This window comes from Micromonospora sp. NBC_01392 (assembly GCF_045040125.1).
Lineage (GTDB): Bacteria > Actinomycetota > Actinomycetes > Mycobacteriales > Micromonosporaceae > Micromonospora.
In genome coordinates this window covers 6,800,143-6,821,248 of the sequence record NZ_CP109549.1, presented here as the reverse complement: position 1 = coordinate 6,821,248, position 21,106 = coordinate 6,800,143, and the positions used below count along the sequence as shown (strand labels likewise).

Genomic DNA, 21,106 nt, shown 5'->3' with positions numbered 1-21,106 from the left:
GCGTACCCCTGAGGTCTGGCGCACGCGACCACGCTACCGGCCGGCGACGGCGGCCGGGCATCGGCGGTTGTGTGCCGAACCACGAGGCGGTTGTGTGCCGAACCACGAAGGGAAGCGCTCCGCCGGGTCAGCGGTCACACTGGTTGCCGTGCGGATCACCTCGGCCCTCGTCGACCCGGCGCTGCTCGACCTCCCCTGGTCGACCCCGCTGGAGCAGTGGCCTGCCGAGCACCTGGTGGCGCTGCCCCAGGGCATCTCCCGGCACATCGTGCGGTTCGTCCGGCTCGGCGGCTTCGTCTACGCGGTGAAGGAGACCGGCGAGCGGGTCGCCGAACGCGAGTACGACCTGCTGCGGGCGCTGGAGCGGATCGACTTCCCGTCGGTCGAGGCGATCGCGATCGTGGCCGACCGGCAGACCGACGACGGTGAGCCGCTCGACCCGGTGCTGATCACCCGGCACCTCCAGTTCTCGCTGCCCTACCGCGCGCTGTTCTCCAACACGCTGCGCCCGGAGACGATGAACCGGCTGCTCGACGCGCTCGCCGCGCTGATCGTGCGGATGCACCTGACCGGGTTCTTCTGGGGCGACTGCTCGCTGTCGAACACGCTGTTCCGCCGGGACGCGGGCGCGTTCGCCGCCTACCTGGTCGACGCCGAGACCGGGGCGCTGCACCCGTCGCTCTCCAACGGCCAGCGCGGCGAGGACCTGGAGATCGCCCGGGTCAACATCTTCGGCGAGGCGCTCGACCTCCAGGCCGCCGGCCTGCTGCACGAGTCGATCGACCCGGAGGTGGTCTGCGAGGAGGTCGTCCGGCGCTACGAGCGGCTCTGGCACGAGATCACCTATGAGCAGCAGGTCGAGCGCGCCGCCCGGCACGACATCGAGGGCCGCATCCGCCGCCTCAACGAGCTGGGCTTCGACGTGGCCGAGGTGGCGCTGTCGACCGTCGACAACGGGCGCTACCTGGTACGGCCCAAGGTGGTCGACGCCGGCTACCACACCCGCCGGCTGCTGCGGCTCACCGGCCTGGACGCCGAGGAGAACCAGGCCCGCAAGCTCCTCAACGACCTGGACGCCTACCGGGTGGAGAGCGACCTGACCGACGAACAGCAGGCGGCGCACCGCTGGCTCACCGAGGTCTTCGAGCCGGTGGTCCGGGCGGTGCCGGCGCACCTGCGGCGCAAGCTGGAGCCGCAGGAGCTGTTCGCCCAGATCATCGAGCACAAGTGGCTGCTCTCCGAACAGGCCGGCCGGGACGTCGGGATGCGCCGGGCCGTCCACTCCTACCTGGCCGACGTGCTGGTGCACCGCCCGGACGAGCAGGCCGTGCTGGGCGTCGAGGTTCCCACCCCGACGGTCTGACTACCGTCGACGACGCGCGCGCTCGAACTCGGCGACGTCCGACACCCAGGGGCCGTGCCGGTCGAGTGCGGCGTAACCGCCACGGACGAAGGCGCTCACCAGCTCCCGGTACCCGCCGATGCCGTCGACCAGGCGGTACTCGACCCGGTACTGCGGATCCGAGCCGCCCTCCCCGGGCCGCACCGTGGTGATCCGGGCGATGGAGTCCGCGTAGAAGTGCAACTGGATCCCCTCGCCCATCTCCTCGTCCTCGATGGTGAACACGTCGTTGTCCCCGGCGGAGCGGTCGGCGACGAACTGCCAGAACTCGGCGGAGGCGGTACGCGTACCGTCCCGTCGCCACGTCTTCTCGCCACCCTTGTCGTCGGTGAACGACAGGGCCGTCTTTCCCGCGCCCGCATCGGGCGCGGCGTCGTCGTCCTCCACCGGGGCGTTCCGCGACCGGGCCGCGGCCTCCGAACACATCAGGAAGCTGACCGTACGCACCGCGTCATCGGCGAGCCCGGGATGTGCTCGGCGCACCGCGGCCTCGACCGTCGCCGCCATCGCATCCCAGTCGCGCTTGTCCGTGCCCCGGTTCCCCCGCCGCGGGTCGAGGCCGATCCGCATCCCCGCGCACGCCTGCTCGGCGGTCGCGATCACGCGCATGACCTGCGGCAGCAGCGCCGGGTCGACGGCCTCGGGCAGCCGCCGGGGAATCGTCGCGCCGTGCAGATACTGGCCGGTGAACGTCAGGACCCCCGCGTCGAGCGGCCCGAGGACCACTCCGCGTTCGGCGCGACGCAGGTTCGCGTGATGCTCCTGAGCGCGCTTCTCGTTCGGCGCCTCCGTCGCCGCGCGCATCGCCTCGCAGACCCGACCGTGCTCCAGGAGACCGAGGTCGGCGCCGTGGGCGACGAGCCGGCTCCGTTCCCACGGGATGCGCCGGAACAGCGCGTCGACGTCCCCGGGCGGGGCGAGCAGGACCGGATCCAGGAGCGCGACGGCGGCGTCCTCGTCGAGCCGGCCCCGGGTCCCGGCGGCGTCGCACAGCGGAAGGACCGCGCTCCACAGCAGCAGGTGCCGGGCCAGGTCGTCCCGGATCACCGCGAGATGGGCCTCGGAGATCGGGAACGTGAACGTGCGGGGCTCGTGGTTGGCGTCGGCCCCGGCGCCGAGCATGAGCTTCAGCCCGCCGTCCTCGTGGACCACGCTCGGGATCCAGCCGCCACGCGCGAAGACGACGTCTCGCCTGGATTCGTTCACGCCCACCGGGCACATTCGGCGTCCAGGCGCGGCTCGGTACGCACCCAGACCTCGCCCTCGCGGGCCCCGGCCGGGGCATCGACGCGTTCGAGACCGAGGAATGCGATCAACTGAAGCAGTTCGGCCCGCTCGGCCCGGTCGTCGTCGAGGTCCTGCGACTCGAAGAAGACGTGGTACCTGTCGGTCGGGTCGACGATGCCGGAGTCCGCCCAGATCCGGCCGACCTCGCCGATCGCCGCCGCCTCCGTGGCGAACATGGCGGCGCGGGCGGCGCCGCGGGTCTCCGGTGACGCGTCCAGGGCGGCGGGGTCGGGGAGCCACTGACCGAAGTAGTCGAGGCCGGCGTATCCGTTCTCGAAGAACAGCATGGCGCTCGGCAGGTAGCGGTTGCCCCGGTCCACCAGGAGATGCGCCGACCGGGGTGGGTCCGCGTCCGCGAACCGGGAGATCACCCCCCGCCGGGGCATGAGCACCAGCCGCTGCCCCGCCGCCTCGTCCCTGATCGTGTAGGTGTCGGACTCCCGACCCCGGAAGAACGCGGAGAACGCCTCGTACGCCTCCTGCGGGTCACCCACCGAGACGGGCTGATCGTCGCCGTCGCCGGCAGAGAAGACGAACTGCTTCGGTCCGGGATGGTACGGGCGGGCCATCTGCGTCCTCGCTCAGTCGGGACAGCTCCACCGGCGTGGCGGAACAGAGCCCGATCATAGGCGTGCGGCGCATGCCGGCCCGCCGGGCGACCGGCCGCCTAGCGCACCCACTCGCCGGCGCGCATCACCCGGACCACGTTCAGGTCGTCGTCCAGCACCACCAGGTCGGCGCGCAGCCCGGCCCGGAGCGCGCCCACCCGGTCGCCCAGCCCGAGCGCGCGGGCCGGGGTGGTGGCGGCCATCCGGACCGCGTCGGGCAGCGTGACGCCGGCGCCGACCGCGTGCCGCAGCGCGGCGTCCATGGTGAGCGTGCTGCCGGCGATGGCGCCGTCCCGGCTGAGCCGGGCCTCGCCGCCGGCCACGGTGACCGCCTGGCCGCCCAGCTCGTACTCGCCGTCGGGCATGCCGGCGGCGGCCATCGCGTCGGTGATCAGGGCGGCCCGGTCCGGGCCGGCCACCGAGCTGGCGAAGCCGAGCATGCCGTCGTGCAGGTGCACGCCGTCGGCGACCAGCTCGCAGACCACGTTCGGGGCCTCCAGCAACGCCACCACCGGGCCGGGCTCACGGTGGTGCACCGGGCGCATCCCGTTGAACAGGTGGGTCCCGACGCTGGCGCCGGCGGCCACCGCCGCGCGGGTCTGCGCCCAGGTGGCGTCCGTGTGCCCGACGGCCGCCACCACGCCGTTCGCCACCAGCAGCTCGATCGCCTCGGTGGCGCCGTCCCGCTCGGGCGCGATCGTGACCATCCGCACCGCGCCGCCGCCCAGCTCGATCAGCTCGGTCAGCTCGGCGGTGGACGGGTCGCGGAGGAACTCCGGGTTCTGCGCGCCGCAGCGGTCCGCCGACAGGTAGGGGCCCTCGAAGTGCAGGCCGGCGAGCACGCCCGCCTCGACCAGCGGCCGGAACGCGGCGGTGGCGTCGCGCATCAGCGCGTACGGGGAGCTGACCAGGCTGGCCAGCAGCGTGGTCGTGCCGTGGTCGAGGTGGAACGCGGCGGCCTGCCGGGCCGACTCCGGGTCGCCGGTGGTGAACGTGTGCCCGCCGCCGCCGTGGGTGTGCATGTCCACGAAGCCGGGCACGATCCAGTGCCCGTCGCGTACCGAGGGGTAGTCGGCGACCGCGGTGATCCGGTCGTCCCGGACCTCCACGCAGCCCTGCCGGATGACACCGGTCGGGGTCACCACCTTGCCGGTCACACGCCGGGTCATCGACTCTCCTCCGCCAGGGTGTCCAGGGCCAGCAGGGCGGCGCCGAGGCAACCGGCCTCGTCGCCGAGCGCGGCCGCGACCAGGCGCGGCTCACGGTGGAACGTCAACCGTTCGCGCAGCGCGTCGCGCAGCGGGTCGAACAGCCGGGGACCGGCCTGGGCCAGTCCACCGCCGATCACCACGGTCGCCACGTCGTACAACGCCTGCCCGGTGGCGAGGCCGTCGGCGAGCGCCTCGACCGCCTCCCGCCAGACCGTGCCGGCGAGCGGGTCACCGGACACCGCCCGGTCGACCACCTCGGCGGCGGTCGCCGGCGCGCCGGCCAACTCGGTGTAGCGGCGGCCGATCGCCGAGGCCGAGGCCACCGCCTCCAGGCAGCCGACGCGACCGCAGCCGCAGCGCGGGCCGTCGGGGCGTACCAGGATGTGGCCGATCTCCCCGGCGGCGCCGTGCGCGCCGACGGCGGCCGACCCGTCGACCACGTGCGCGGCGGCGATGCCGGTGCCGATCGCCACGAAGAGCACGTGACCGGCGTCCCGGCCGGCGCCGAGCCGGGCCTCGGCGAGGCCGCCCACCCGCACGTCGTGGCCGAGCGCCGCGGGCAGGCGCAGACGGGTGGCCGCCAGGTCCCGCAGCGGTACGTCCCGGAAGCCCACGTTCGCCGACCAGACCGCCACGCCCCGGGCCTCGTCGACCACCCCCGGCACGGCGATGCCGCAGGCCACCGGCGTGAGCCCGTCGGCGCGGGCCTTGTCGGCCAGCCCTTCGGCCACGTCGAGGATGGTGCCGACCACGGCGTCCGGCCCGCGCTGCGCGGCGGTGGCGTGCCGTTCGGTGTGCACCGTCGCGCCGTCCGGCCGGACCAGGGCGCACTTCATCCCGGTGCCGCCCACGTCCAGCGCGACGACGACCTCGTCGCGCGCCCTCACGCCAAAACCACGGACCGGGTCAGGTGACGGGGCGCGTCCGGGTCGAGGCCGCGGCTGGTGGCCAGCGCCACGGCGAACCGTTGGGCCAGGATCAGGTCGGCCATCGGGTCGACCGGGTTGCGGCCGGCCGCCCAGCTCGTCAGCACCGTGCGGCAGCCGTGCGTACGGCTGTGCGCGAACGCCGCGCCGGTGGCCGCCACGTCCTCGGCCAGCCCGTCCGGGATGCCGCCGAACGCCCAGACCAGCCGGCCCGGGGCGCCGATCGAGATGGGGCCGTGGCGGTAGTCCATGGCCGGGTACGCCTCGGCCCAGAACGTGGCCGCCTCGCGGCACTTCAGCGCGGCCTCCTGGGCCAGCCCGACCGTCCAGCCGCGACCGAGGAACGTGACCTGTTCGATGCGGGCCGGGTCGATCGGCAGCGGCGCCCGGACGGCCACCTCGGCGTCGGCGGCCAGCCGGCCGAGGTCCTCGCCGAGGTGGGCGCGGAGCAGCGCGAGCGCGGTGGTGGCGAAGCGGGTCTGCACCACCGAACGCTCGTCGGCGAAGGGCAGCGCGACGGTGGCGTCGGCGAGCGACACGGCCGGTGAGGCCGGGTCGCCCACCAGGACCGTGGTGGGGATCCGCCCGCGCAGCGCGGCGAGCAGGTCGAGCACCTCGGTGGTGGTGCCGGAGCGGGTGATCGCGATGAGCCGGTCGTAGCGCCGGCCGGTGGGGAACTCGCTGGCCTGGAACGCGTCGGTCTCGCCCTGGCCGGCCTGCTCGCGCAGGCCCGCGTACGCCGCGGCCATGAACCACGACGTGCCGCAGCCGACCACGGCGACCCGCTCGCCGGAGCGCGGCAGGTGGTCGGCGACTGTCGGCGCGAGCCGGGCCGCCTCGCGCCAGCAGTCGGGCTGGCTCACGATCTCCGCGTGCACGTACGGCATGACAACTCCTCGCCGGGGGAGACCTTGCGCAATACGGCGCGATAGGGCCTTCTTTCGCGCGCCATTCTGCGCGAAGTGGGGCGGGCGTGGCAACCGTCTCCTCATTCGCGCAGGCCAGGGTTTTGCGCAGACGTAGTTTCGCGCACTACTGTGCACGCAACCAATCACCGTACGTGCACAGTCAGGGGAGGGCCCCGCGGTGGACCGCTACGCGCGTTGGAACGCACTGCTCGAGATGTTGACCGACAGCGGCCGGGTCAGCGTCGAGGAGGCGGCCGAGCGGCTGGCGGTCTCCCAGGCCACCATCCGGCGGGACTTCGACCAGCTCGCCCAGCAGCAGATGATCACCCGGACCCGGGGTGGCGCGGTCGCCAACGGCGTCTCGTACGACCTGCCGCTGCGCTACAAGACCGCCAAGCACTCGGCGGAGAAGCAGCGGATCGGGGCCGCCGCCGCCGCGCTGGTCTCCCCGGGCACGGTGGTCGGCCTGAACGGAGGCACCACCAGCACCGAGGTGGCCCGCGCGCTGGCCGTCCGCCCGGACCTGAACACCAGCGCCGAGGGCGCCCAGCTCACCGTGGTCACCAACGCGCTGAACATCGCCAACGAGCTGTTGGTGCGCTCGCGGATGAAGGTGGTGGTGGCCGGCGGCGTGGTCCGGCCGAAGTCGTTCGAGCTGGTCGGCCCGCTGGGCGGGGCGCTGCTGCGCGAGGTCACCCTCGACGTCGCGCTGCTCGGCGTGGACGCGATCGACCCGCAGCTCGGCGCCGCCGCACACCACGAGGGCGAGGCGGCCATGAACAGCCTGATGGTGGCCCGGGCCAAGCGGGTCGTGGTGATCGCCGACTCGTCGAAGCTGGGCGGGCACGCGTTCGCCCGGATCTGCCCGGTGGACCGGGTGGAGACGCTGGTGACCGACTCCGGCGCGGCCCCGGACGTGGTGCAGGCGTTCCGCGACGCCGGCGTGCACGTCGTCTGCGCCTGAGGGCCAAGGCCGGGCCCCCTCTTAACGCCTCCGGTAGAGGCGGCTTCCCCGCCTGACACGCTGACCCTGCATACCGGGTATTGCCTTCCGGTGCATACCGCGTATGGTGTCGCTGTCACCTACATCGGGGGAGGTCAGCTGTGTCGGCTGTCCTGGAGATCGAGGGTCTCCGTAAGACGTACCGGAGCCGGAAACGCGGGGTCCGCCACGCGCTCGACGGCTTCGACATGCGGGTCGAGGCCGGCCAGGTGCACGGCTTCCTCGGCCCGAACGGGTCCGGCAAGACCACCACGCTGCGTACGCTGCTCGGGTTGATCCGGCCCAACGGCGGCCGGATGGCCATCCTCGGCCAGGAGCTGCCGCGGTCGCTGCCGGCGGTCGCCGGCCAGGTCGGCGCCATCGTGGAGAGCCCGCAGTTCTTCCCGCACTTCTCCGCGCGGGACACGCTGAGCCTGCTCGCCCAGGCCGGCGAGTTGCCGAAGCGGCGGGTCGACGAGGTGCTGGAGCTGGTCGGCCTGCGCGACCGGGCCGGCGAGCGGGTGAAGACCTACTCGCTCGGCATGAAGCAGCGGCTCGCCGTGGCGTCCGCGCTGCTCAAGGACCCGAAGCTGCTGATCCTGGACGAGCCGGCCAACGGCCTGGACCCGGGCGGCATCCGGGAGATGCGCCGGCTCATGCGGGAGCTGGCCGAATCCGGCATGACCGTGGTGCTCTCCAGCCACATCCTCGGCGAGATCCAGCTCATCTGCGACTCGGTCACCATCATCTCGCTCGGCCGGCGGGTCGCCTTCGGGCCGGTCGAGCAGGTGCTCGCCGCGCACTCCCAGGGCGCCGTGCGGGTACGCCTGGAGGCGGTCGCCGACCTGCCCCGGGCCGAGGAGACGCTGACCCGGTCCGGGATCCGCGTCGCCGCCGAGGCCGACCACCTGATGCTGTCCGGCGTGGACAAGCCGGCCGTGGTCAGCCGGCTCCTCGCCGAGCAGGACCTGTACGTCAGCGAGCTCACCCCGGTCGCGGTCGACCTGGAGAGCGTCTTCCTCGAACTGACCGCCACCGCGCCGGTCCCCGGCCAGAACCGTCAGGTCGATCAGTCCGCCAAGGTCGACCAGACCGGCACCGCAGGAGGTTGGGGCGCATGAGCCTGTTCGTCACCGAGCTGCGGCGGCTCACCAAGCGCCGGGTCACCCGCCTGCTGCTCGTCCTGCTGGTGGTCGGGCTCGCCACCGTGGCCACCGCGTTCAGCTTCTCCAGCCACAAGCTCTCGCCCGAGGTGGTGGCCGCCGCGCAGGCCGACTCCGACGCGCAGTACCGCAAGTCGGTGGAGGAGTGGAAGCGCAGCGTCACCGAGTGCGAGGCCGCCCAGGCCCGCGGCGAGCAGACCGAGGAGCGCTACGGCCCGAACTGCGGCAAGGACTTCCAGCCGCAGCCGGAGATGTTCGACCCGAAGTGGAACCTGCCGTACCAGTTCGACTTCCGGGCCGAGTTCCCCACGTTCATCGCCGTGTTCGCCTTCGCGGTGGCGCTCTTCGCGTTCATCGTCGGCGCCTCCTTCGTGGGCGCCGAGTGGAACACCGGCGGGATGATGAACCTGCTGCTCTGGCGGCCGAAACGGCTCGCCGTGCTGGGCACCAAGCTGGCCGCGCTGCTCACCACCGTGCTCGGGCTCAGCGTCGTGCTCGGTGCGTTGTGGACGGCCGTGTTCTGGCTGATCGGCACGCAGCGGGGCACCACCGCGAAGATGACCGCCGGGGTGTGGCGCTCGATCGGGCTGGACGGGCTGCGCGCCGTGGCGCTGATCCTGGTCGTCGGCGCGGTCGCGTTCGCGCTCGCCTCGCTGGGTCGGCACACCGCGATGGCGTTGGGCGCGGCGGTGGCGCTGTTCGCGGTCAGCGAGGTCGGCATCCGGATCGCGGTCAGCGTGCTGTCGGTGCCGTTCGGCGATCGCTACGTGCTCTCCACGTACGCCCAGTCGTGGTTCATGAAGCAGGCGGAGCTGTTCGACTACGACACCTGCGAGTTCGCCCGGGGCGCCTGCGAGCCGGCGAAGTACGTGGTCACCTGGCAGCAGTCGGCGGTGGTGTTCGGCATCGGCGTGGTGGCGGCCCTGGTCGCCGCGTTCTGGACGATGCGTCGGCGGGACGTCGCCTGACGTTCTCCGCGCCGCCGGCCGGACGCCGGCGGCGCGGACCGCGCGGGACGATGCGGCCGGGGACGGCCCTGGCTACGCTGGGGTCTCCCCGGCCGGCGCGTCTTCGCGCCGGTCAGTCGCCGTCGGAGAGGAGCACCATGTCCGCCGACGCCACGGACCGGACCGCCGCCGGGCGGTCCGACCCACCACCACCCGTCGGGGGTACGCGGGCGGCGCCCGGTGCCGCCGTCCCCCCGCCCCGCACCGCGCCCCCCGCCGAGTCGGTACCGCCGACCGAGTCCGTGCCGCCGACCGGGCCCGCGCCCTCGGTGGAGCCCGAGCCCGCGCCCTCGGTGGAGCACGCGCCCTCGGTGGAGAGCGTGGGGCTCACCGAGCGGGAGCTGCGGATCCTTGCCTTCGAGTCCCGGTGGTGGAAGCACGCCGGCGCCAAGGAGCAGGCCATCCGGGACACGTTCGGCCTCTCCGCGACCCGCTACTACCAGCTCCTCAACGGGCTGCTGGACCATCCCGCCGCGCTGGCGGCCGAGCCGGTGCTGATCGGCCGGCTGCGCCGGCTCCGCTCGTCGCGGGCCCGCAACCGGCGGCGTTGACCGGCCTCACTTCTCGTACGAGCGCAGCCCGTTGCCGATGGCGAAGAACGTCGGCGCCCACTCGCCGATGAAGATGCCCCAGCGGTCCGCCCGGTCCACGCCGGCGCGTTCCAGACTCTTGGACAGGAACCAGCTCGTGAATGAGAGTCCGATGCTGACGAATCCGGCGATGTAGGCGTGTTCCGCCCGGATTCCCGACTCGTGCAACCGCTCCAACATGGCGATCCCCCTGTCCCCGGTCCGATCGGTCGCTTCCGACGCTACCGCCAGTCCCGCTCCGGTGACGGAGAGTTGCCGGGATGCGTCGCATGGCCGTGCGGCGGCCGGGTAAGGCGGCGGGCGGCGACGGAGGGAGTGGGGCGATGGGGGCACCGGACCGCCGGTACGCGACCGGCAGCGGGACGGCTCGGCCGGTCGGTGAGGCGCCGATGATGCGGGTGCGTTCCGTGTCCGATCCGGCCCCGGGCCGGCTCGAGAACGAGGACGTGGTCTTCCGGTTCGGTCCGCTCGTCGGCGTCCTCGACGGGGCCACCGTGCCGGACGGCTTCGACACCGGCTGCGTGCACGGCCCGGCGTGGTACGTCCGGCACCTGGCCGCCCGGATCGGCCTGGCGGTCGCGGCCCGCCCCGCGGCCACGCTGATGAGCAGCCTGGCGGCGGCGATCCTGGCGGTGCGGGCGGATCATGGCAACACCTGCGACCTCGACCATCCCGGCACCCCGTCGTCCACCGTCTGCCTGCTGCGCTGCGGTGGTGACCAGGTCGACTACCTGGTGCTCTGCGACAGTCCGCTGGTGCTCGACACCGGCGTCGGCGTCGACGTGGTCACCGACGACCGGCTGGCGAACGCGCTGGCGGACCTGCGTCGGACCGCCGCCGCGCTGCCCGACGGCGGGGTCGACCCGGCGACCCGGTTCCGGCGCGCGGTGACGGTGCAGCGCACCCGGATGAACCGCAGTCACGGCTACTGGGCGGCGGCCGGCGACCCGGACGCGGCGTACCACGCGGTGACCGGGACGGTGCCGCTGAACGGGCCGAACGCGCTGCGCCGGGCCGTGCTGCTCAGTGACGGCGCGTCGTGCGCGGTCGAGCAGTTCGGCCTCTTCGACTGGGCCGGACTCCTGGAGGTGGTGACCGTGGAGGGGCCGGAAGGGTTGGTCGACCGGGTCCGGGCGGCCGAGCGGGACCACCCGGACCGGTTGCGCCGCCGGAAGCGGAACGACGACGCCACGGTGGCGCTCTGTGAGTTCGCGCCCCTGAGGTGAGCACGCTCACGCCGGAAGAACCGGTCGGATGACAACGGAGCGTGAGGCGGAACACCCCGGGGGTACAACCGGTCGACCCGCTCCGCCGTACCGGCAATGAGTCGGCAAAGGGGTGGACTCGCGCCGGAACGGCCGGCAGACTCCGGCTGGTGACGGGTGCGGTACGGCTGGAGCCGGTGGACGAGCGGAACCTGGAACCGTTGCTCTCCGTAGCGGCGGCGGAGGCGGAACCGGAGGACGTCATGCCTCCGGTGGACGCCCCGGCCGGCTGGTCGCTGGCCCGTCGGGACGCGTTCCGCGAGTTCCACCGCGCCAGCTTCGGCGGCCTGGACGGCCCGACCCGCACGCTGATGTACGCGATCGTGTCCGGCGGCGAGGTGGTCGGCATGGTGCGGATGACCCGTCGGGACGAGCCGGGAACGGTGGAGACCGGGATGTGGCTGGGCCGGTCGGCGCGCGGGCGCGGGCTCGGTGCCGCCGCGCTGCGGGAACTGCTGCACGCCGCCGCGGCGGCCGGCATGCGCACGGTCGTCGCCGATACGACGCCGGACAATGCCGGGGCCATTTCCGTCCTTCGTAAATGCGGCGCGGAATTGCACGAAGAAGGCGGAATGCTGTCCGCTCGGATGTGTCTGGATTCGGCCCTCCCGACCCACTGAGGTCGTTGCTTGCCGCGCGACAACCTTCGCGCGTACTCCCTGCTCCTTCGCGCTTCGATGCGAAGTTTCGCCCATTCTGAGCAGCGCCTCCAGTTCGCCGAAGAAATGTTTTGTGAATGGCATGGCGGGTACTGCCCGCCGGGTCCGCTGATGCGGGACACCGGCCGCAGGCCCCCTTTTGCCGATCCTCGGCAGCTGTTTTCCGGGCCTGCTCCACGCATGAGGTGTCCCTTCCGCCGGGGAGCGAAGGAGAACTGATGAAGAGCGGAGCTCGGATCGCCCTGGCGGTCGGTTTCGGATATGTCCTCGGCCGGCGCAGGAAGCTGCGGACGGCCCTCACCCTGGCCGCCGCCGTGGCCGCCGGCCGGGCCAGCCAGAATCCCGGCGGCCTCAAGCAGATGGCCACCGGCCTGCTCGGGTCGAACCCGCAACTGGCCAACCTCTCCCGGCTCGGCGCGCCACTGGTCACCGCCGGCCGGGCCGCCGCGACCGCCGCCGCCGGCAGCGGCATCGACGCGGTCAGCGGCCGGCTGCGTGGCAGCGCCGACTCGTTGCGCCGTCGTTCCGCCGGGTCCGGCGAGCAGTCCGCGGACGGTCGGCGGTCGGCGCCCGACGAGGAGCCGGAGCTGGACGAGCAGCCCGGGGCCGACGACGAGGCCGACTACGACGAGCAACCGGCCCCCGTGCGCCGGCGACGGGGGCGGTGACCATGCCCCCCACCGGACTCACCGACCGGGCCCGCGACCAGATCGGCGGCGAGCTGCGCAACCTCGCCTCCGCGATCGGCGAGCGCGCCGTGCAGGTGGTGACCGAACGGGTCACCGGCGCCACCGGACGACTCAGCGAGTACGCGAAGCAGGGCGGCGGCCCCGGCCTGGTCGCCGCGGCCACCGGCGCGCAGAAGCTCGCCGACGGCCACTCCCCGCTGAAGGCCATGTTCCATGCCGGCCTGGCCGGCGGTAAGGAGAAGCTGATGTCGGCGTTCGGCGGCGGCAAGGGTGGCAAGGGCGGCGGCAAGAAGCTCAAGGTCACCAACATCGTCGAGACCATCGAGGTCGGCGTGCCGGTCCGGGTCGCGTACAACCAGTGGACCACCTTCGGCGACTTCCCGAGCTTCATGAAGAAGGTCGAGCAGGCCGACAACGACGAGGACGAGAAGATGACCTGGAAGGCGCAGGTCCTCTGGTCGCACCGCACCTGGGAGTCGACGATCGTCCGGCAGATCCCGGACCGGCTCATCCACTGGCGGTCCAAGGGCGAGAAGGGCTCGGTCGACGGCACGGTCAGCTTCCACGAGGTCGCCCCGGAACTGACCCGCATCCTGGTCGTGCTGGAGTACCACCCGCAGGGCCTCTTCGAGCACACCGGCAACCTGTGGCGGGCGCAGGGCCGCCGGGTCCGGCTGGAGCTGAAGCACTTCGTCCGGCACGTGATGACCGAGACCGTGCTCGACCCGGACTCGGTCGAGGGCTGGCGCGGCGAGATCCAGGACTCCCAGGTGGTCAAGGATCACGAGACCGCGCTCCGCGAGGAGCAGGAGGGCGGCGCGCAGCCGGAGCCGGGCCGTGACGAGGAGCCCGCCGAGCGTGGCCGCCGCCGTCCGCCGCAGCGCCGCCGCCCGGTCGAGGAGGAGGAGTACGACGACTACGACGCCGGCGACGACTTCGACGACGAGGAGTACGACGAGGAGCCGGTGGAGGAGCAGCCGCCGCCGCGCCGCCGTCAGCCGGAGCGGGCCCGCCGCCCGCAGCGCGAGGAGCGGGAACCGCGCGAGGAACGGGCCCGGCGTGCTCCCGAGGCACCCCGCCGGCCGGTTGTCCGGCGTCGCCGTGAGGAGCGTGGCGAATGAGCGTGGCGACGGTTGACCAGCCGGGCAGCGCGCTGGAACGCACCGCTGGCGGCGGCGCGGGGGGCGCGCTCGCCGACGTGGTGGAGACCGTGCTGGACAAGGGCGTGGTGATCGACGCCCAGGTGTCGATCGCCGTGGTCGGGATCCAGCTCCTGGAGATCGACGCCCGGGTGGTGATCTCCAGCATCGAGACGTACCTGCGGTTCGCCGACACGGTCGACCGGATGAACATCGTGCCGAAGGACCAGCAGACGCTGCCCGACCTCATCGACGGCGTGGCCGGTGCGGTCGGCAGGGCGGCCGGCGACGTCAGTCAGGCGGTCGGCGGAGTCGGCCAGGCGGTCGGCGGGGTCGGCGGCGCGGTGGTGGACGCGTCGCGCGACCGCGAGGTCGGGCGGGACCGGCCGCGTCGGCGGGACGGGGAGAACTGAGATGAGCCAGGACAACGGGCTGTTCATCTACGGCATCGTGCCGTCCGACGTGGAGCCGACCGCCGACGCGGAGGGGGTCGGCTCCCCGCCCGGCGAGGTGAGCGCGGTCCGGCACGGCGAACTGGCCGCGCTGGTCAGCGCGGTGGGGCTGGACGAGCCGCTGGGCCGGCCGGCCGACCTGACCGCGTACGAGCGGCTGCTGGACGGCACGGCGGAGGTCGCGCCGGTGCTGCCGGTGCGGTTCGGCACGGTGGTGACCGGCGAGGACGCGGTCGCGGACCTGCTCGACGCCCACCACGACCGGTTCGCCGCGGCGCTCGACGAGTTCGAGGACCGGGTGCAGTACACCGTGCACGGCCGCTTCGACGAGCCGGAGTTCATCGGCGGGATGCTGGCCGCCAACCGTGACGCCGCCGCGCTCGCCGACCAGGTGCGCGGCCGGACGGAGGCGCAGAGCCGGGAGCAGCGGATCCGGCTCGGCGAGATGATCAGCCAGGCGGTCGAGCTGCGCCGGGAGTCCGAGAACCGCGACCTGATCGACGCGGTGGGCCGGTACGCGGAGGTGGACGCGGTCCGGCCGCCGAGCCACGAGATGGACGCCGTACGCGTCGCCTTCCTGGTCGCCGGCGACCACGAGGACGAGTTCATCCGGGCCGTGGAGGACTTCGCCGAGCAGCGCCGGGAGCTGATCCGGATGCGCCTGATCGGCCCGCTGGCGCCGTACGACTTCGTGAGCGCGCACCAACTGGCGGAGTGAACCGTGGACATCCTGTGGACGCTTCTCACGCTCCCGTACGCGCCGGTGCGCGGGCTCACCGCGATCGTCAAGGTGGTCGCCCGGGAGGCGGAGTCGCAGCAGCACAGCCCGGTCACCGTCCGGCGGGAGCTGGAGGAGCTGGACCGGGCCGCCGCCGCCGGTGAGATCACTCCCGAGGAGCGGGACCGGGGGCAGCAGCAGGTGCTGGAGCGGCTGACCGGGCCGGCCGGCGGCCGTACCCCCTCGCGGCGCGGCGGCCCGGCGCGGCGGCCCGGGCCCGAGCGGCGGCCGAACACCGATCGCGGCGGTGGGCCGCGCCGGCCACGAGGGGGACCACGATGACGTCGGCGCGGGCCCGGGACGACCGGGAGCGGTACCTCGACGAGGACGACGAGGACGTGCTCGACACCGCCGAGGCGGCCCGCGAGGGGCTGCGTCAGGTGGTGGCGCTGACCGGGAAGGACGCGCTCGGGATCACCTCGATCCAGCCCGCCGACTACGGCTGGCTGGTCGGGGTGGAGGTGGTCGAGGACCATCGCATCCCGGCGTCGACCGATCTGCTCGGGCTCTACGAGGTCGAGCTGGACATGACCGGCAGCCTGCTCGGCTACCGGCGGACGCGCCGCTACCAGCGCGGCAAGGGCGACGGGGGCTGACATGAGCACGGCACGGGAGCCCTCGGTGGTGCAGAACTCCGGCCAGGTGCTGCCGGCCGGCCACGAGCCGGCGAACCTCGGCGACATCCTGGAACGGGTCCTCGACCGGGGCATCGTCATCGCCGGTGACATCCGGGTCAGCCTGCTCGACATCGAGCTGCTGACGTTGAAACTGCGGCTGGTCATCGCCTCGGTGGACACCGCCCGGCAGATCGGCATCGACTGGTGGGAGCACGATCCGTGGCTCAGCTCCCGGGCCCGCCCGCCGGTCGAGCCGGGTCCGCGCGACCCGGAGGAGGTCGAGGCGTCCCGCCGGCCGCGCGTCGCCGCCCGGGCCGCGAGGAGGGACCGTGATGAGTGAGCCGGACGCCGGGACCGCGGTCTGGCTGCACGGCGTGGTCGCGGGCGGCACCGGCCCGTCCGACCTGTCGGGCATCGCCGGTACGCCGGTGCGCGCGGTGCCCGGGGCCGGCCTGGCCGCCGTGGTCAGCGACGTGCCACTGCACGAGTACGGCGAGACCGCGCTGCGCCGCAACCTGGAGGACCTGGCCTGGCTGGAACGGGCCGCCCGGGCGCACCACGCGGTGGTGGACGCGCTGGCCCGCGCCGGGGCGGTGGTGCCGGCGCGGCTCGCCACCGTGCACCGCGACGACGCCCGGGTGGCCGGCGTGCTGGCCGAGCGGCGCGACGAGCTGGTCGGCACGCTGGCCCGGCTCGCCGACCGCACCGAGTGGGGCGTCAAGGGGTACGTGGTGCCCGGCGCCCTGCCGAGCGCCGAGGGGTCCGCCGGTGGTGGCGGCGCCGGGGCGGCGTACCTGCGCCGGCGCCGGGCCCAGCTCGACGCGCGGGAGCTGGGGCAGCAGGCCGCCGCGGACGCGGCCGCCGCCGTGCACGCCGCGCTGGCCGGGTTGGCGGTGGCCGCGCACCGGCACGCCCCGCAGGACCGGCGGCTCTCCGGCGCGGCCACCGCCATGGTGCTCAACGGCGCGTACCTGATCGACCGGGACCGGTGGCCCGACTTCGCCGCGTCCGCCCGTCGGTTGGCCGACGAGCACCCCGAGGTACGCCTGGAGCTGACCGGCCCGTGGCCGCCGTACTCCTTCGTGGCGGAACCGGAGGCGGCGCCGGCATGGGCGTGACCACGCTCGCGCCCAGCGCGGCCGACGACCCCGGCTACCGGACGGTGGCCCTGGTCGACCTGCTCGACCGGGTGCTCGCCGCCGGCGTGGTGGTCAGCGGCGACATCACGCTGGCCATCGCCGACGTCGACCTGGTCCGGATCTCGTTGCGCGCGCTGATCGCATCCGTCGGCGCGCTCACCCCGCCGACCGACCCGCTGGCGTCGGCGACACCGGTGGAGGCGTCGTGACCAGCCGTCGCGGTGACGGCGGTGGGGCGTCGTGACCGGCCGGGACGAGGCGGCCGAGCTGGCGGAGGCGCTCGGCGAGCCGCAGTGGCGGGCGCCCCGGGTCCAGCCGCTGGACCGCCGGCTCGCCGTCGACCAGGACTCGGTCGAGCGCGGCCTGGCCAGCCTGGTGCTCACCGTCGTCGAACTGCTCCGTCAGCTCATGGAACGGCAGGCGCTGCGCCGGGTGGACCTCGGTGACCTCACCGACGAGCAGATCGAGCGGATCGGCACCACCCTGATGGCGCTGGAGGAGCAGATGACCCAGCTCCGCGCGTACTTCGGCCTGTCCCCCGAGGACCTCAACCTGGACCTGGGCCCCCTGGCCCCCCTCCTCCCCACCGACTGACCCCTCCCCGCCCCCACTCCGCCCCGCTCGCGTCGATCATGAAGTTGACGGCGTGCGGGAGATCTTGGTGCGAAAGGGCCCCTATGAGGGCCGATTTCTACCAAGATCTCGGACCGCGGTCAGTCGGACGACAGGTCCGGGCGGTGCTCCTTGACCCACTTCTCGACGTCTGTCTTACGCCAGATCTGGCCCATCTTGAGCACCTGGTACGGGGCGGGAAAGTCGCGTCGAGAGGCGATCACCGACGCGCGGGCACGCGAGACGCCACCGAGCATGTCTCGGATCTCAGCGATCCCCACGAACTCCACCACGCCTTGACGGTAGGTATCGCCGATTGTCTGATTATCGTTAACAGCGATCGGGGTTGACGATCGCTAACAACGCAAGCACGATCGGGGGATGACCGCGCAGCGTGCTTCCTCCGTACCCGATCGCAGTCGCCGGGCCGTGCGGCCGCACGTGCCGATCCGACCGCTCTGGCTCTGCCGGGTGTGCGCGGCCCCTTGGCCGTGCCCGCCGGCACCCCTGTTGCTGCTGATGGACTACCGGCGTGACCGCGTCGCCCTGTCGGTCCACCTGGCCGGCTGCCTCTTCGACGCCACCGCCGACCTGCTGAAACTCAACCCCGACGGCGTGCCGGCGCCGAAGGACCTCTTCGACCGCTTCCTCGGGTGGGCCGCTCGTGGGCGGTGAGGTCAGCGGCGGGTCTGGGCGTAGGACTCCAGGTGGGCCAGTTGGACGGGGTCCAGCGAGGGGCGGACGCGGGTGCGGGCCGACTCCACGTGTGACGCCGTCACGGTGCTGGCGGTCAGGGACTCGCGCATCGCGGCCAGGGCCGCCTCCCGGACCAGCGCGGCGCAGTCGGCGGCGGAGAAGCCGGCCAGCTCCGCGCCGAGCGCGTCGAGGTCCACGTCCGGCGCGAGCGGGACGTCCCGGGCCGTGGCCCGGAGGATCTCCGCGCGGGCCGCCCCGTCCGGCGGCGGCACGTAGACCAGGCGCTCCAGCCGGCCCGGACGCAGCAGCGCCGGGTCGACCAGCTCCGGTCGGTTCGTCGCGCCGACCACCACCACGTTGCGCAGCGCCTCCACCCCGTCCAGTTCGGTGAGCAACGCGGCCACCACCCGATCGGTCGTACCGCCGTCGGTGGCCTGGCCGCGGATCGGCGCCAGCGCGTCCACCTCGTCCAGGAAGACCAGCGTGGGCGCCGCCTCGCGGGCCCGGCGGAACAGCTCACGGACCGCGCGTTCGCTCTCACCGACCCACTTGGAGAGCAGCTCCGCGCCCTTCACCGACAGCACGTTCGCCCGCCCGGAGCCGGCCAGCGCGGTGACCAGGTAGGTCTTGCCGCAGCCGGGCGGCCCGTAGAGCAGCACCCCGCGCGGCGGCGTCACGCCCAGCCGGGCGAACGTGTCCGGATAGGTGAGCGGCCAGAGCACCGACTCGGTCAACGTCTGCTTGACCTCGTGCAGGCCGCCGACGTCGTCGAGCGTCACCGAGGCCAGCTCCAGCGTGGACGCGGCCATCGTGGTCGCCCGGACCACCTCCCGCGCGGCGAGGAAGTCGGCCATCGCCACGGTCGGCGTCTCGGCCGTCTTCTGCCGCAGCGCCGCCCGCACCCCGGCCTCCCGCACCAGCGCGGCCAGGTCCGCGGCGACGAAACCGGGGGTACGCGCCGCCACCTCGTCCAGCCGGACGTCACCGGCCAGCGGCACCTGCCGGGTGAGCACCGTCAACTGCTCCCGGCGCAGCGCCGGATCGGGCAGCGGCACACTGATCCGCAGCGCCAGCAGGTCCGGCCCGCGCAGCGCCGGGTCCACCGCCTCGGGGCGTCCGGTGGTGCAGACCACTGCCGCCCCGGCGCGTACCGTCTCGGCGACCACCTGGCGGAACACGGTGGCCAGCGGGCCCGGATCCTCGGCCGGGGCGAGCGCCTCCACGTCGGTGACCAGCAGCACGGCCGACCCGCCCGCGCGTACCGCCTCGGCGGCCTCCCGCAGCCGGCGGGCCGCCGCGTCGTTCGACAGCGCGGCCAGCTCCGGGGCCCAGACCGGGCGGACCCGCGCGCCGACCCGGGCGGCGACGGCGCGGACCAGCGACGACTTGCCCGAGCCGGCCGGGCCTTCGACAAGCACGCCGAGCGCGACCGTGGTGCCCAGCCGGCCCAGCACCTCGCGGTGGTGGAAGCCCAGGTCCAGCAGCTCGGTCAGCTCCTCGGCCTGGGCGCGCAGGCCGGGCAGCTCGTCCACGTCGGGCGCGTCCTCGGGCCCGAGCAGGCCGTCGGCTTCCGGAGCCGTCGAGCCGGCCGAGCCGGCCGAGCCGGCCGAGCCGGTCGAGCCGGCCGAGCCGGTCGAGCCGGCCGCACCGGTCGGGCCGCCGGAACCGGTCGAGTCGCCGGAACCGGGCCGGCCGCGCGGACCGGCCGCGTCGCCGGAGCCGGTCGGACCGGCCGGAACGGTGGAGCCGGTCGGGCCGGTGAAGCCGGACGCGGCGGGGCCGTGGGTGGCCGGGCCGTGTTCCCAGGCCACCACCGTGTCCATGGTGACCAGCGCGCCGGTGGCCGGCTCGGCCGCCACCACGTTGAGCAGCGTGCTCGTCCAGGCGTACCCGACGGAGCTGGCGAGGCTGTGCCGTGCCGCCTCGACCAGGCCGCGCACGGCGGCGTCCGGGAGCACGTCCTGGGGCAGCAGCGAGACGTCGTCGCCGGCGGTGACCATCTTGCCCAGCAACGCGAGCCGCAGCATCTCCGGCGGGACCGCGGCCGTCACCGCGACCGGGCCGGCCAGCGTGACCCGGCTCGCCCGGGCGCAGGGCAGCGGGCTCACCGTGACCTGGCCGCCGGCCCGCAGGCCGAGGTTGCCCAGCAGCAGGTCGTCGGCGTACAGCAGGGCGCTGCTGGTGCCCGGGTCGGCGGCGGCGGCGATGCCGGCGGTCACCCGGCGGCCGGTCAGCCGCACCGGGTCGCCGGGTCGCAGCGCCAACGCGGTCAGCACCTCGGGGTGGAGGCGTACGACGCCACGGCGGGCGTCCAGCGCGGCCGGCCGCAGGCTCGCGGTCAGGGTCAGGTCGGGTTCCGCCACCCGCCGACAGTAGCCGCCGGCACCACGGCCCGCCGGGGTCAGTGCGGGCCCGGGCCGTCCAGGAGCGAGGGGTCGCGGCGGATCAGCTCGGCGAGCCGGGCCGCCGGATCGGTCGCGCGCGGGTCGTGGCCCGGGGCGGCCACCGTCTTCACCGACATGGGCCAGGTCGGCGGTGGCGCCGGTGTGGACGCCGGGCCCACCGTCACCTCCGGCCCGGCCCAGGAGACCCGCATCGGGTACGCCTGATCGCCCAGCTCCACCCGCAGCGTCACGGCGAGCCCGCGATGCGCGGCGACCACCCGCCGGACCGCCTCGGCGACCTCCTCCACCGGGTCCCGCCGCGGCGACGCGTGGCCGCCCCGCAGCCGGTACGCGCCGTGCCCCGCCCGGTCCTCCACCGGCTCGACCCCGGCGGGTGCGCCCGGCTCGGCGTGCTTGGCGGGCCTGCCCGCGTCGGCGTGCTCGGCGGGCGTGCCCGTGTCGGCGTGCTCGGCGGGCGTGCCCGTGTCGGCGTGCTCGACCGGCTCGCCGGGCAGCGGCACGCGTCGGCGCTGCGCCTCCTCGCGTCGCGCCAGCCGGGCCAGTGTCTCGTCCAGATCACCCCTCATCGCGT

General features: G+C 74.1%; 25 protein-coding genes and 2 pseudogenes. 18 read left to right on the top strand and 9 right to left on the bottom strand.

Features of this window, described 5'->3' with window-relative positions; all coding sequences use genetic code 11:
- The first annotated feature begins 94 nt into the window (after positions 1 to 94).
- Positions 95 to 1,363, top strand: coding sequence for a DUF4032 domain-containing protein (locus tag OG767_RS29980; protein ID WP_374709163.1), 1,269 nt, complete (start codon positions 95 to 97; stop codon positions 1,361 to 1,363).
- On the opposite strand, the gene OG767_RS29975 is transcribed toward OG767_RS29980, so the two are convergent.
- From OG767_RS29975 to OG767_RS29955, 5 genes are all read right to left on the bottom strand, one after another.
- Complete coding sequence (locus OG767_RS29975; RefSeq protein ID WP_405091454.1) at positions 1,364 to 2,608, bottom strand: DUF6357 family protein; 1,245 nt, start codon at positions 2,606 to 2,608, stop codon at positions 1,364 to 1,366.
- Entirely contained in the window at positions 2,605 to 3,258 is a 654-nt protein-coding gene (locus OG767_RS29970) for a hypothetical protein (RefSeq protein WP_405091453.1), read from the bottom strand. The genes OG767_RS29975 and OG767_RS29970 overlap by 4 nt, the downstream gene beginning before the upstream one ends.
- Before the next feature lie 98 nt (positions 3,259 to 3,356).
- Positions 3,357 to 4,466: an N-acetylglucosamine-6-phosphate deacetylase gene (gene nagA, locus OG767_RS29965; protein ID WP_405091452.1), complete on the bottom strand. Its 1,110-nt coding sequence runs from the start codon at positions 4,464 to 4,466 to the stop codon at positions 3,357 to 3,359.
- A complete protein-coding gene (locus OG767_RS29960) occupies positions 4,463 to 5,395 on the bottom strand; it encodes an ROK family protein (RefSeq protein WP_405091451.1) in 933 nt (310 codons plus the stop codon). The genes nagA and OG767_RS29960 overlap by 4 nt, the downstream gene beginning before the upstream one ends.
- Complete coding sequence (locus tag OG767_RS29955) at positions 5,392 to 6,321, bottom strand: SIS domain-containing protein (RefSeq protein ID WP_405091450.1); 930 nt, start codon at positions 6,319 to 6,321, stop codon at positions 5,392 to 5,394. The genes OG767_RS29960 and OG767_RS29955 overlap by 4 nt, the downstream gene beginning before the upstream one ends.
- Positions 6,322 to 6,520: 199 nt before the next feature.
- On the opposite strand from OG767_RS29955, the gene OG767_RS29950 reads away from it, so the two are divergent.
- The 4 genes from OG767_RS29950 (at position 6,521) to OG767_RS29935 (ending at position 10,045) form a co-directional block, all read left to right on the top strand.
- Entirely contained in the window at positions 6,521 to 7,306 is a 786-nt protein-coding gene (locus OG767_RS29950) for a DeoR/GlpR family DNA-binding transcription regulator (protein ID WP_107161380.1), read from the top strand.
- A 140-nt stretch (positions 7,307 to 7,446) separates the two neighbouring features.
- Positions 7,447 to 8,445, top strand: coding sequence for an ATP-binding cassette domain-containing protein (locus OG767_RS29945; protein ID WP_405091449.1), 999 nt, complete (start codon positions 7,447 to 7,449; stop codon positions 8,443 to 8,445).
- Complete coding sequence (locus OG767_RS29940; RefSeq protein ID WP_405091448.1) at positions 8,442 to 9,455, top strand: ABC transporter permease subunit; 1,014 nt, start codon at positions 8,442 to 8,444, stop codon at positions 9,453 to 9,455. Before OG767_RS29945 ends, OG767_RS29940 begins: the two co-directional genes overlap by 4 nt.
- Before the next feature lie 137 nt (positions 9,456 to 9,592).
- Positions 9,593 to 10,045 (top strand): DUF3263 domain-containing protein, encoded by a 453-nt coding sequence (locus tag OG767_RS29935; protein ID WP_405091447.1) that lies wholly within the window; start codon positions 9,593 to 9,595, stop codon positions 10,043 to 10,045.
- A 6-nt stretch (positions 10,046 to 10,051) separates the two neighbouring features.
- On the opposite strand, the gene OG767_RS29930 is transcribed toward OG767_RS29935, so the two are convergent.
- Positions 10,052 to 10,264, bottom strand: a complete 213-nt coding sequence (locus OG767_RS29930) for a hypothetical protein (RefSeq protein WP_405091446.1) — start codon at positions 10,262 to 10,264, stop codon at positions 10,052 to 10,054.
- Positions 10,265 to 10,407: 143 nt separating this feature from the next.
- On the opposite strand from OG767_RS29930, the gene OG767_RS29925 reads away from it, so the two are divergent.
- From OG767_RS29925 to OG767_RS29870, 12 genes and pseudogenes are all read left to right on the top strand, one after another.
- Positions 10,408 to 11,310 (top strand): hypothetical protein, encoded by a 903-nt coding sequence (locus OG767_RS29925; protein ID WP_405091445.1) that lies wholly within the window; start codon positions 10,408 to 10,410, stop codon positions 11,308 to 11,310.
- 149 nt (positions 11,311 to 11,459) lie between these two features.
- Positions 11,460 to 11,969 (top strand): GNAT family N-acetyltransferase, encoded by a 510-nt coding sequence (locus OG767_RS29920; RefSeq protein WP_405091444.1) that lies wholly within the window; start codon positions 11,460 to 11,462, stop codon positions 11,967 to 11,969.
- Between the two features lie 257 nt (positions 11,970 to 12,226).
- The gene (locus OG767_RS29915; RefSeq protein WP_405091443.1) at positions 12,227 to 12,676 is read left to right on the top strand and encodes a hypothetical protein; all 450 of its coding nucleotides are present in this window, start codon (positions 12,227 to 12,229) and stop codon (positions 12,674 to 12,676) included.
- Positions 12,677 to 12,678: 2 nt separating this feature from the next.
- Positions 12,679 to 13,818, top strand: a complete 1,140-nt coding sequence (locus tag OG767_RS29910; protein WP_405091442.1) for an SRPBCC family protein — start codon at positions 12,679 to 12,681, stop codon at positions 13,816 to 13,818.
- A gap of 32 nt (positions 13,819 to 13,850) precedes the next feature.
- Positions 13,851 to 14,036: pseudogene (gene gvpJ / locus OG767_RS29905) on the top strand (gas vesicle protein GvpJ); the annotation flags it as partial.
- Between the two features lie 214 nt (positions 14,037 to 14,250).
- On the top strand, positions 14,251 to 15,006 hold the full coding sequence (locus OG767_RS29900) for a GvpL/GvpF family gas vesicle protein (protein ID WP_405091441.1): 756 nt from the start codon (positions 14,251 to 14,253) through the stop codon (positions 15,004 to 15,006).
- A gap of 3 nt (positions 15,007 to 15,009) precedes the next feature.
- Positions 15,010 to 15,348, top strand: a complete 339-nt coding sequence (locus OG767_RS29895) for a gas vesicle protein GvpG (RefSeq protein WP_405091440.1) — start codon at positions 15,010 to 15,012, stop codon at positions 15,346 to 15,348.
- Positions 15,345 to 15,662 carry a gas vesicle protein gene (locus OG767_RS29890; protein ID WP_405091439.1) on the top strand — a complete coding sequence of 106 codons (318 nt, stop codon included), beginning with the start codon at positions 15,345 to 15,347 and terminating at the stop codon, positions 15,660 to 15,662. Before OG767_RS29895 ends, OG767_RS29890 begins: the two co-directional genes overlap by 4 nt.
- 1 nt (position 15,663) lies before the next feature.
- A pseudogene (gene gvpJ, locus OG767_RS29885) lies at positions 15,664 to 15,864 on the top strand (gas vesicle protein GvpJ); the annotation flags it as partial.
- A gap of 151 nt (positions 15,865 to 16,015) precedes the next feature.
- Positions 16,016 to 16,801, top strand: a complete 786-nt coding sequence (locus tag OG767_RS29880) for a GvpL/GvpF family gas vesicle protein (RefSeq protein WP_405091438.1) — start codon at positions 16,016 to 16,018, stop codon at positions 16,799 to 16,801.
- Positions 16,792 to 17,031 carry a gas vesicle protein gene (locus OG767_RS29875; protein WP_405091437.1) on the top strand — a complete coding sequence of 80 codons (240 nt, stop codon included), beginning with the start codon at positions 16,792 to 16,794 and terminating at the stop codon, positions 17,029 to 17,031. The genes OG767_RS29880 and OG767_RS29875 overlap by 10 nt, the downstream gene beginning before the upstream one ends.
- A gap of 31 nt (positions 17,032 to 17,062) precedes the next feature.
- Positions 17,063 to 17,416, top strand: a complete 354-nt coding sequence (locus OG767_RS29870; protein WP_405091436.1) for a gas vesicle protein K — start codon at positions 17,063 to 17,065, stop codon at positions 17,414 to 17,416.
- Between the two features lie 119 nt (positions 17,417 to 17,535).
- Here OG767_RS29870 and OG767_RS29865 read toward each other — a convergent pair whose 3' ends face one another.
- Positions 17,536 to 17,727 (bottom strand): hypothetical protein, encoded by a 192-nt coding sequence (locus tag OG767_RS29865; protein ID WP_405091435.1) that lies wholly within the window; start codon positions 17,725 to 17,727, stop codon positions 17,536 to 17,538.
- A gap of 226 nt (positions 17,728 to 17,953) precedes the next feature.
- On the opposite strand from OG767_RS29865, the gene OG767_RS29860 reads away from it, so the two are divergent.
- Positions 17,954 to 18,109 carry a hypothetical protein gene (locus tag OG767_RS29860; protein ID WP_405091434.1) on the top strand — a complete coding sequence of 52 codons (156 nt, stop codon included), beginning with the start codon at positions 17,954 to 17,956 and terminating at the stop codon, positions 18,107 to 18,109.
- Between the two features lie 2 nt (positions 18,110 to 18,111).
- On the opposite strand, the gene OG767_RS29855 is transcribed toward OG767_RS29860, so the two are convergent.
- Complete coding sequence (locus OG767_RS29855) at positions 18,112 to 20,493, bottom strand: AAA family ATPase (RefSeq protein ID WP_405091433.1); 2,382 nt, start codon at positions 20,491 to 20,493, stop codon at positions 18,112 to 18,114.
- A 38-nt stretch (positions 20,494 to 20,531) separates the two neighbouring features.
- Positions 20,532 to 21,101, bottom strand: coding sequence for a hypothetical protein (locus OG767_RS29850; protein WP_405091432.1), 570 nt, complete (start codon positions 21,099 to 21,101; stop codon positions 20,532 to 20,534).
- Positions 21,102 to 21,106 lie beyond the last annotated feature (5 nt).

What these genes read in the sequence shown, in the direction of transcription:
- OG767_RS29880 (WP_405091438.1), top strand. Translation starts at nt 16,016, where the DNA reads ATGAGTGAGCCGGACGCCGGGACCGCGGTCTGGCTGCACGGCGTGGTC.
- OG767_RS29860 (WP_405091434.1), top strand. Translation starts at nt 17,954, where the DNA reads ATGGACTACCGGCGTGACCGCGTCGCCCTGTCGGTCCACCTGGCCGGC.
- OG767_RS29915 (WP_405091443.1), top strand. Translation starts at nt 12,227, where the DNA reads ATGAAGAGCGGAGCTCGGATCGCCCTGGCGGTCGGTTTCGGATATGTC.
- OG767_RS29955 (WP_405091450.1), bottom strand. Translation starts at nt 6,321, where the DNA reads ATGCCGTACGTGCACGCGGAGATCGTGAGCCAGCCCGACTGCTGGCGC.
- OG767_RS29910 (WP_405091442.1), top strand. Translation starts at nt 12,679, where the DNA reads ATGCCCCCCACCGGACTCACCGACCGGGCCCGCGACCAGATCGGCGGC.
- OG767_RS29850 (WP_405091432.1), bottom strand. Translation starts at nt 21,101, where the DNA reads ATGAGGGGTGATCTGGACGAGACACTGGCCCGGCTGGCGCGACGCGAG.
- OG767_RS29890 (WP_405091439.1), top strand. Translation starts at nt 15,345, where the DNA reads ATGACGTCGGCGCGGGCCCGGGACGACCGGGAGCGGTACCTCGACGAG.
- OG767_RS29900 (WP_405091441.1), top strand. Translation starts at nt 14,251, where the DNA reads ATGAGCCAGGACAACGGGCTGTTCATCTACGGCATCGTGCCGTCCGAC.
- OG767_RS29875 (WP_405091437.1), top strand. Translation starts at nt 16,792, where the DNA reads ATGGGCGTGACCACGCTCGCGCCCAGCGCGGCCGACGACCCCGGCTAC.
- OG767_RS29970 (WP_405091453.1), bottom strand. Translation starts at nt 3,258, where the DNA reads ATGGCCCGCCCGTACCATCCCGGACCGAAGCAGTTCGTCTTCTCTGCC.
- OG767_RS29940 (WP_405091448.1), top strand. Translation starts at nt 8,442, where the DNA reads ATGAGCCTGTTCGTCACCGAGCTGCGGCGGCTCACCAAGCGCCGGGTC.
- OG767_RS29935 (WP_405091447.1), top strand. Translation starts at nt 9,593, where the DNA reads ATGTCCGCCGACGCCACGGACCGGACCGCCGCCGGGCGGTCCGACCCA.
- OG767_RS29930 (WP_405091446.1), bottom strand. Translation starts at nt 10,264, where the DNA reads ATGTTGGAGCGGTTGCACGAGTCGGGAATCCGGGCGGAACACGCCTAC.
- OG767_RS29925 (WP_405091445.1), top strand. Translation starts at nt 10,408, where the DNA reads ATGGGGGCACCGGACCGCCGGTACGCGACCGGCAGCGGGACGGCTCGG.
- nagA (WP_405091452.1), bottom strand. Translation starts at nt 4,466, where the DNA reads ATGACCCGGCGTGTGACCGGCAAGGTGGTGACCCCGACCGGTGTCATC.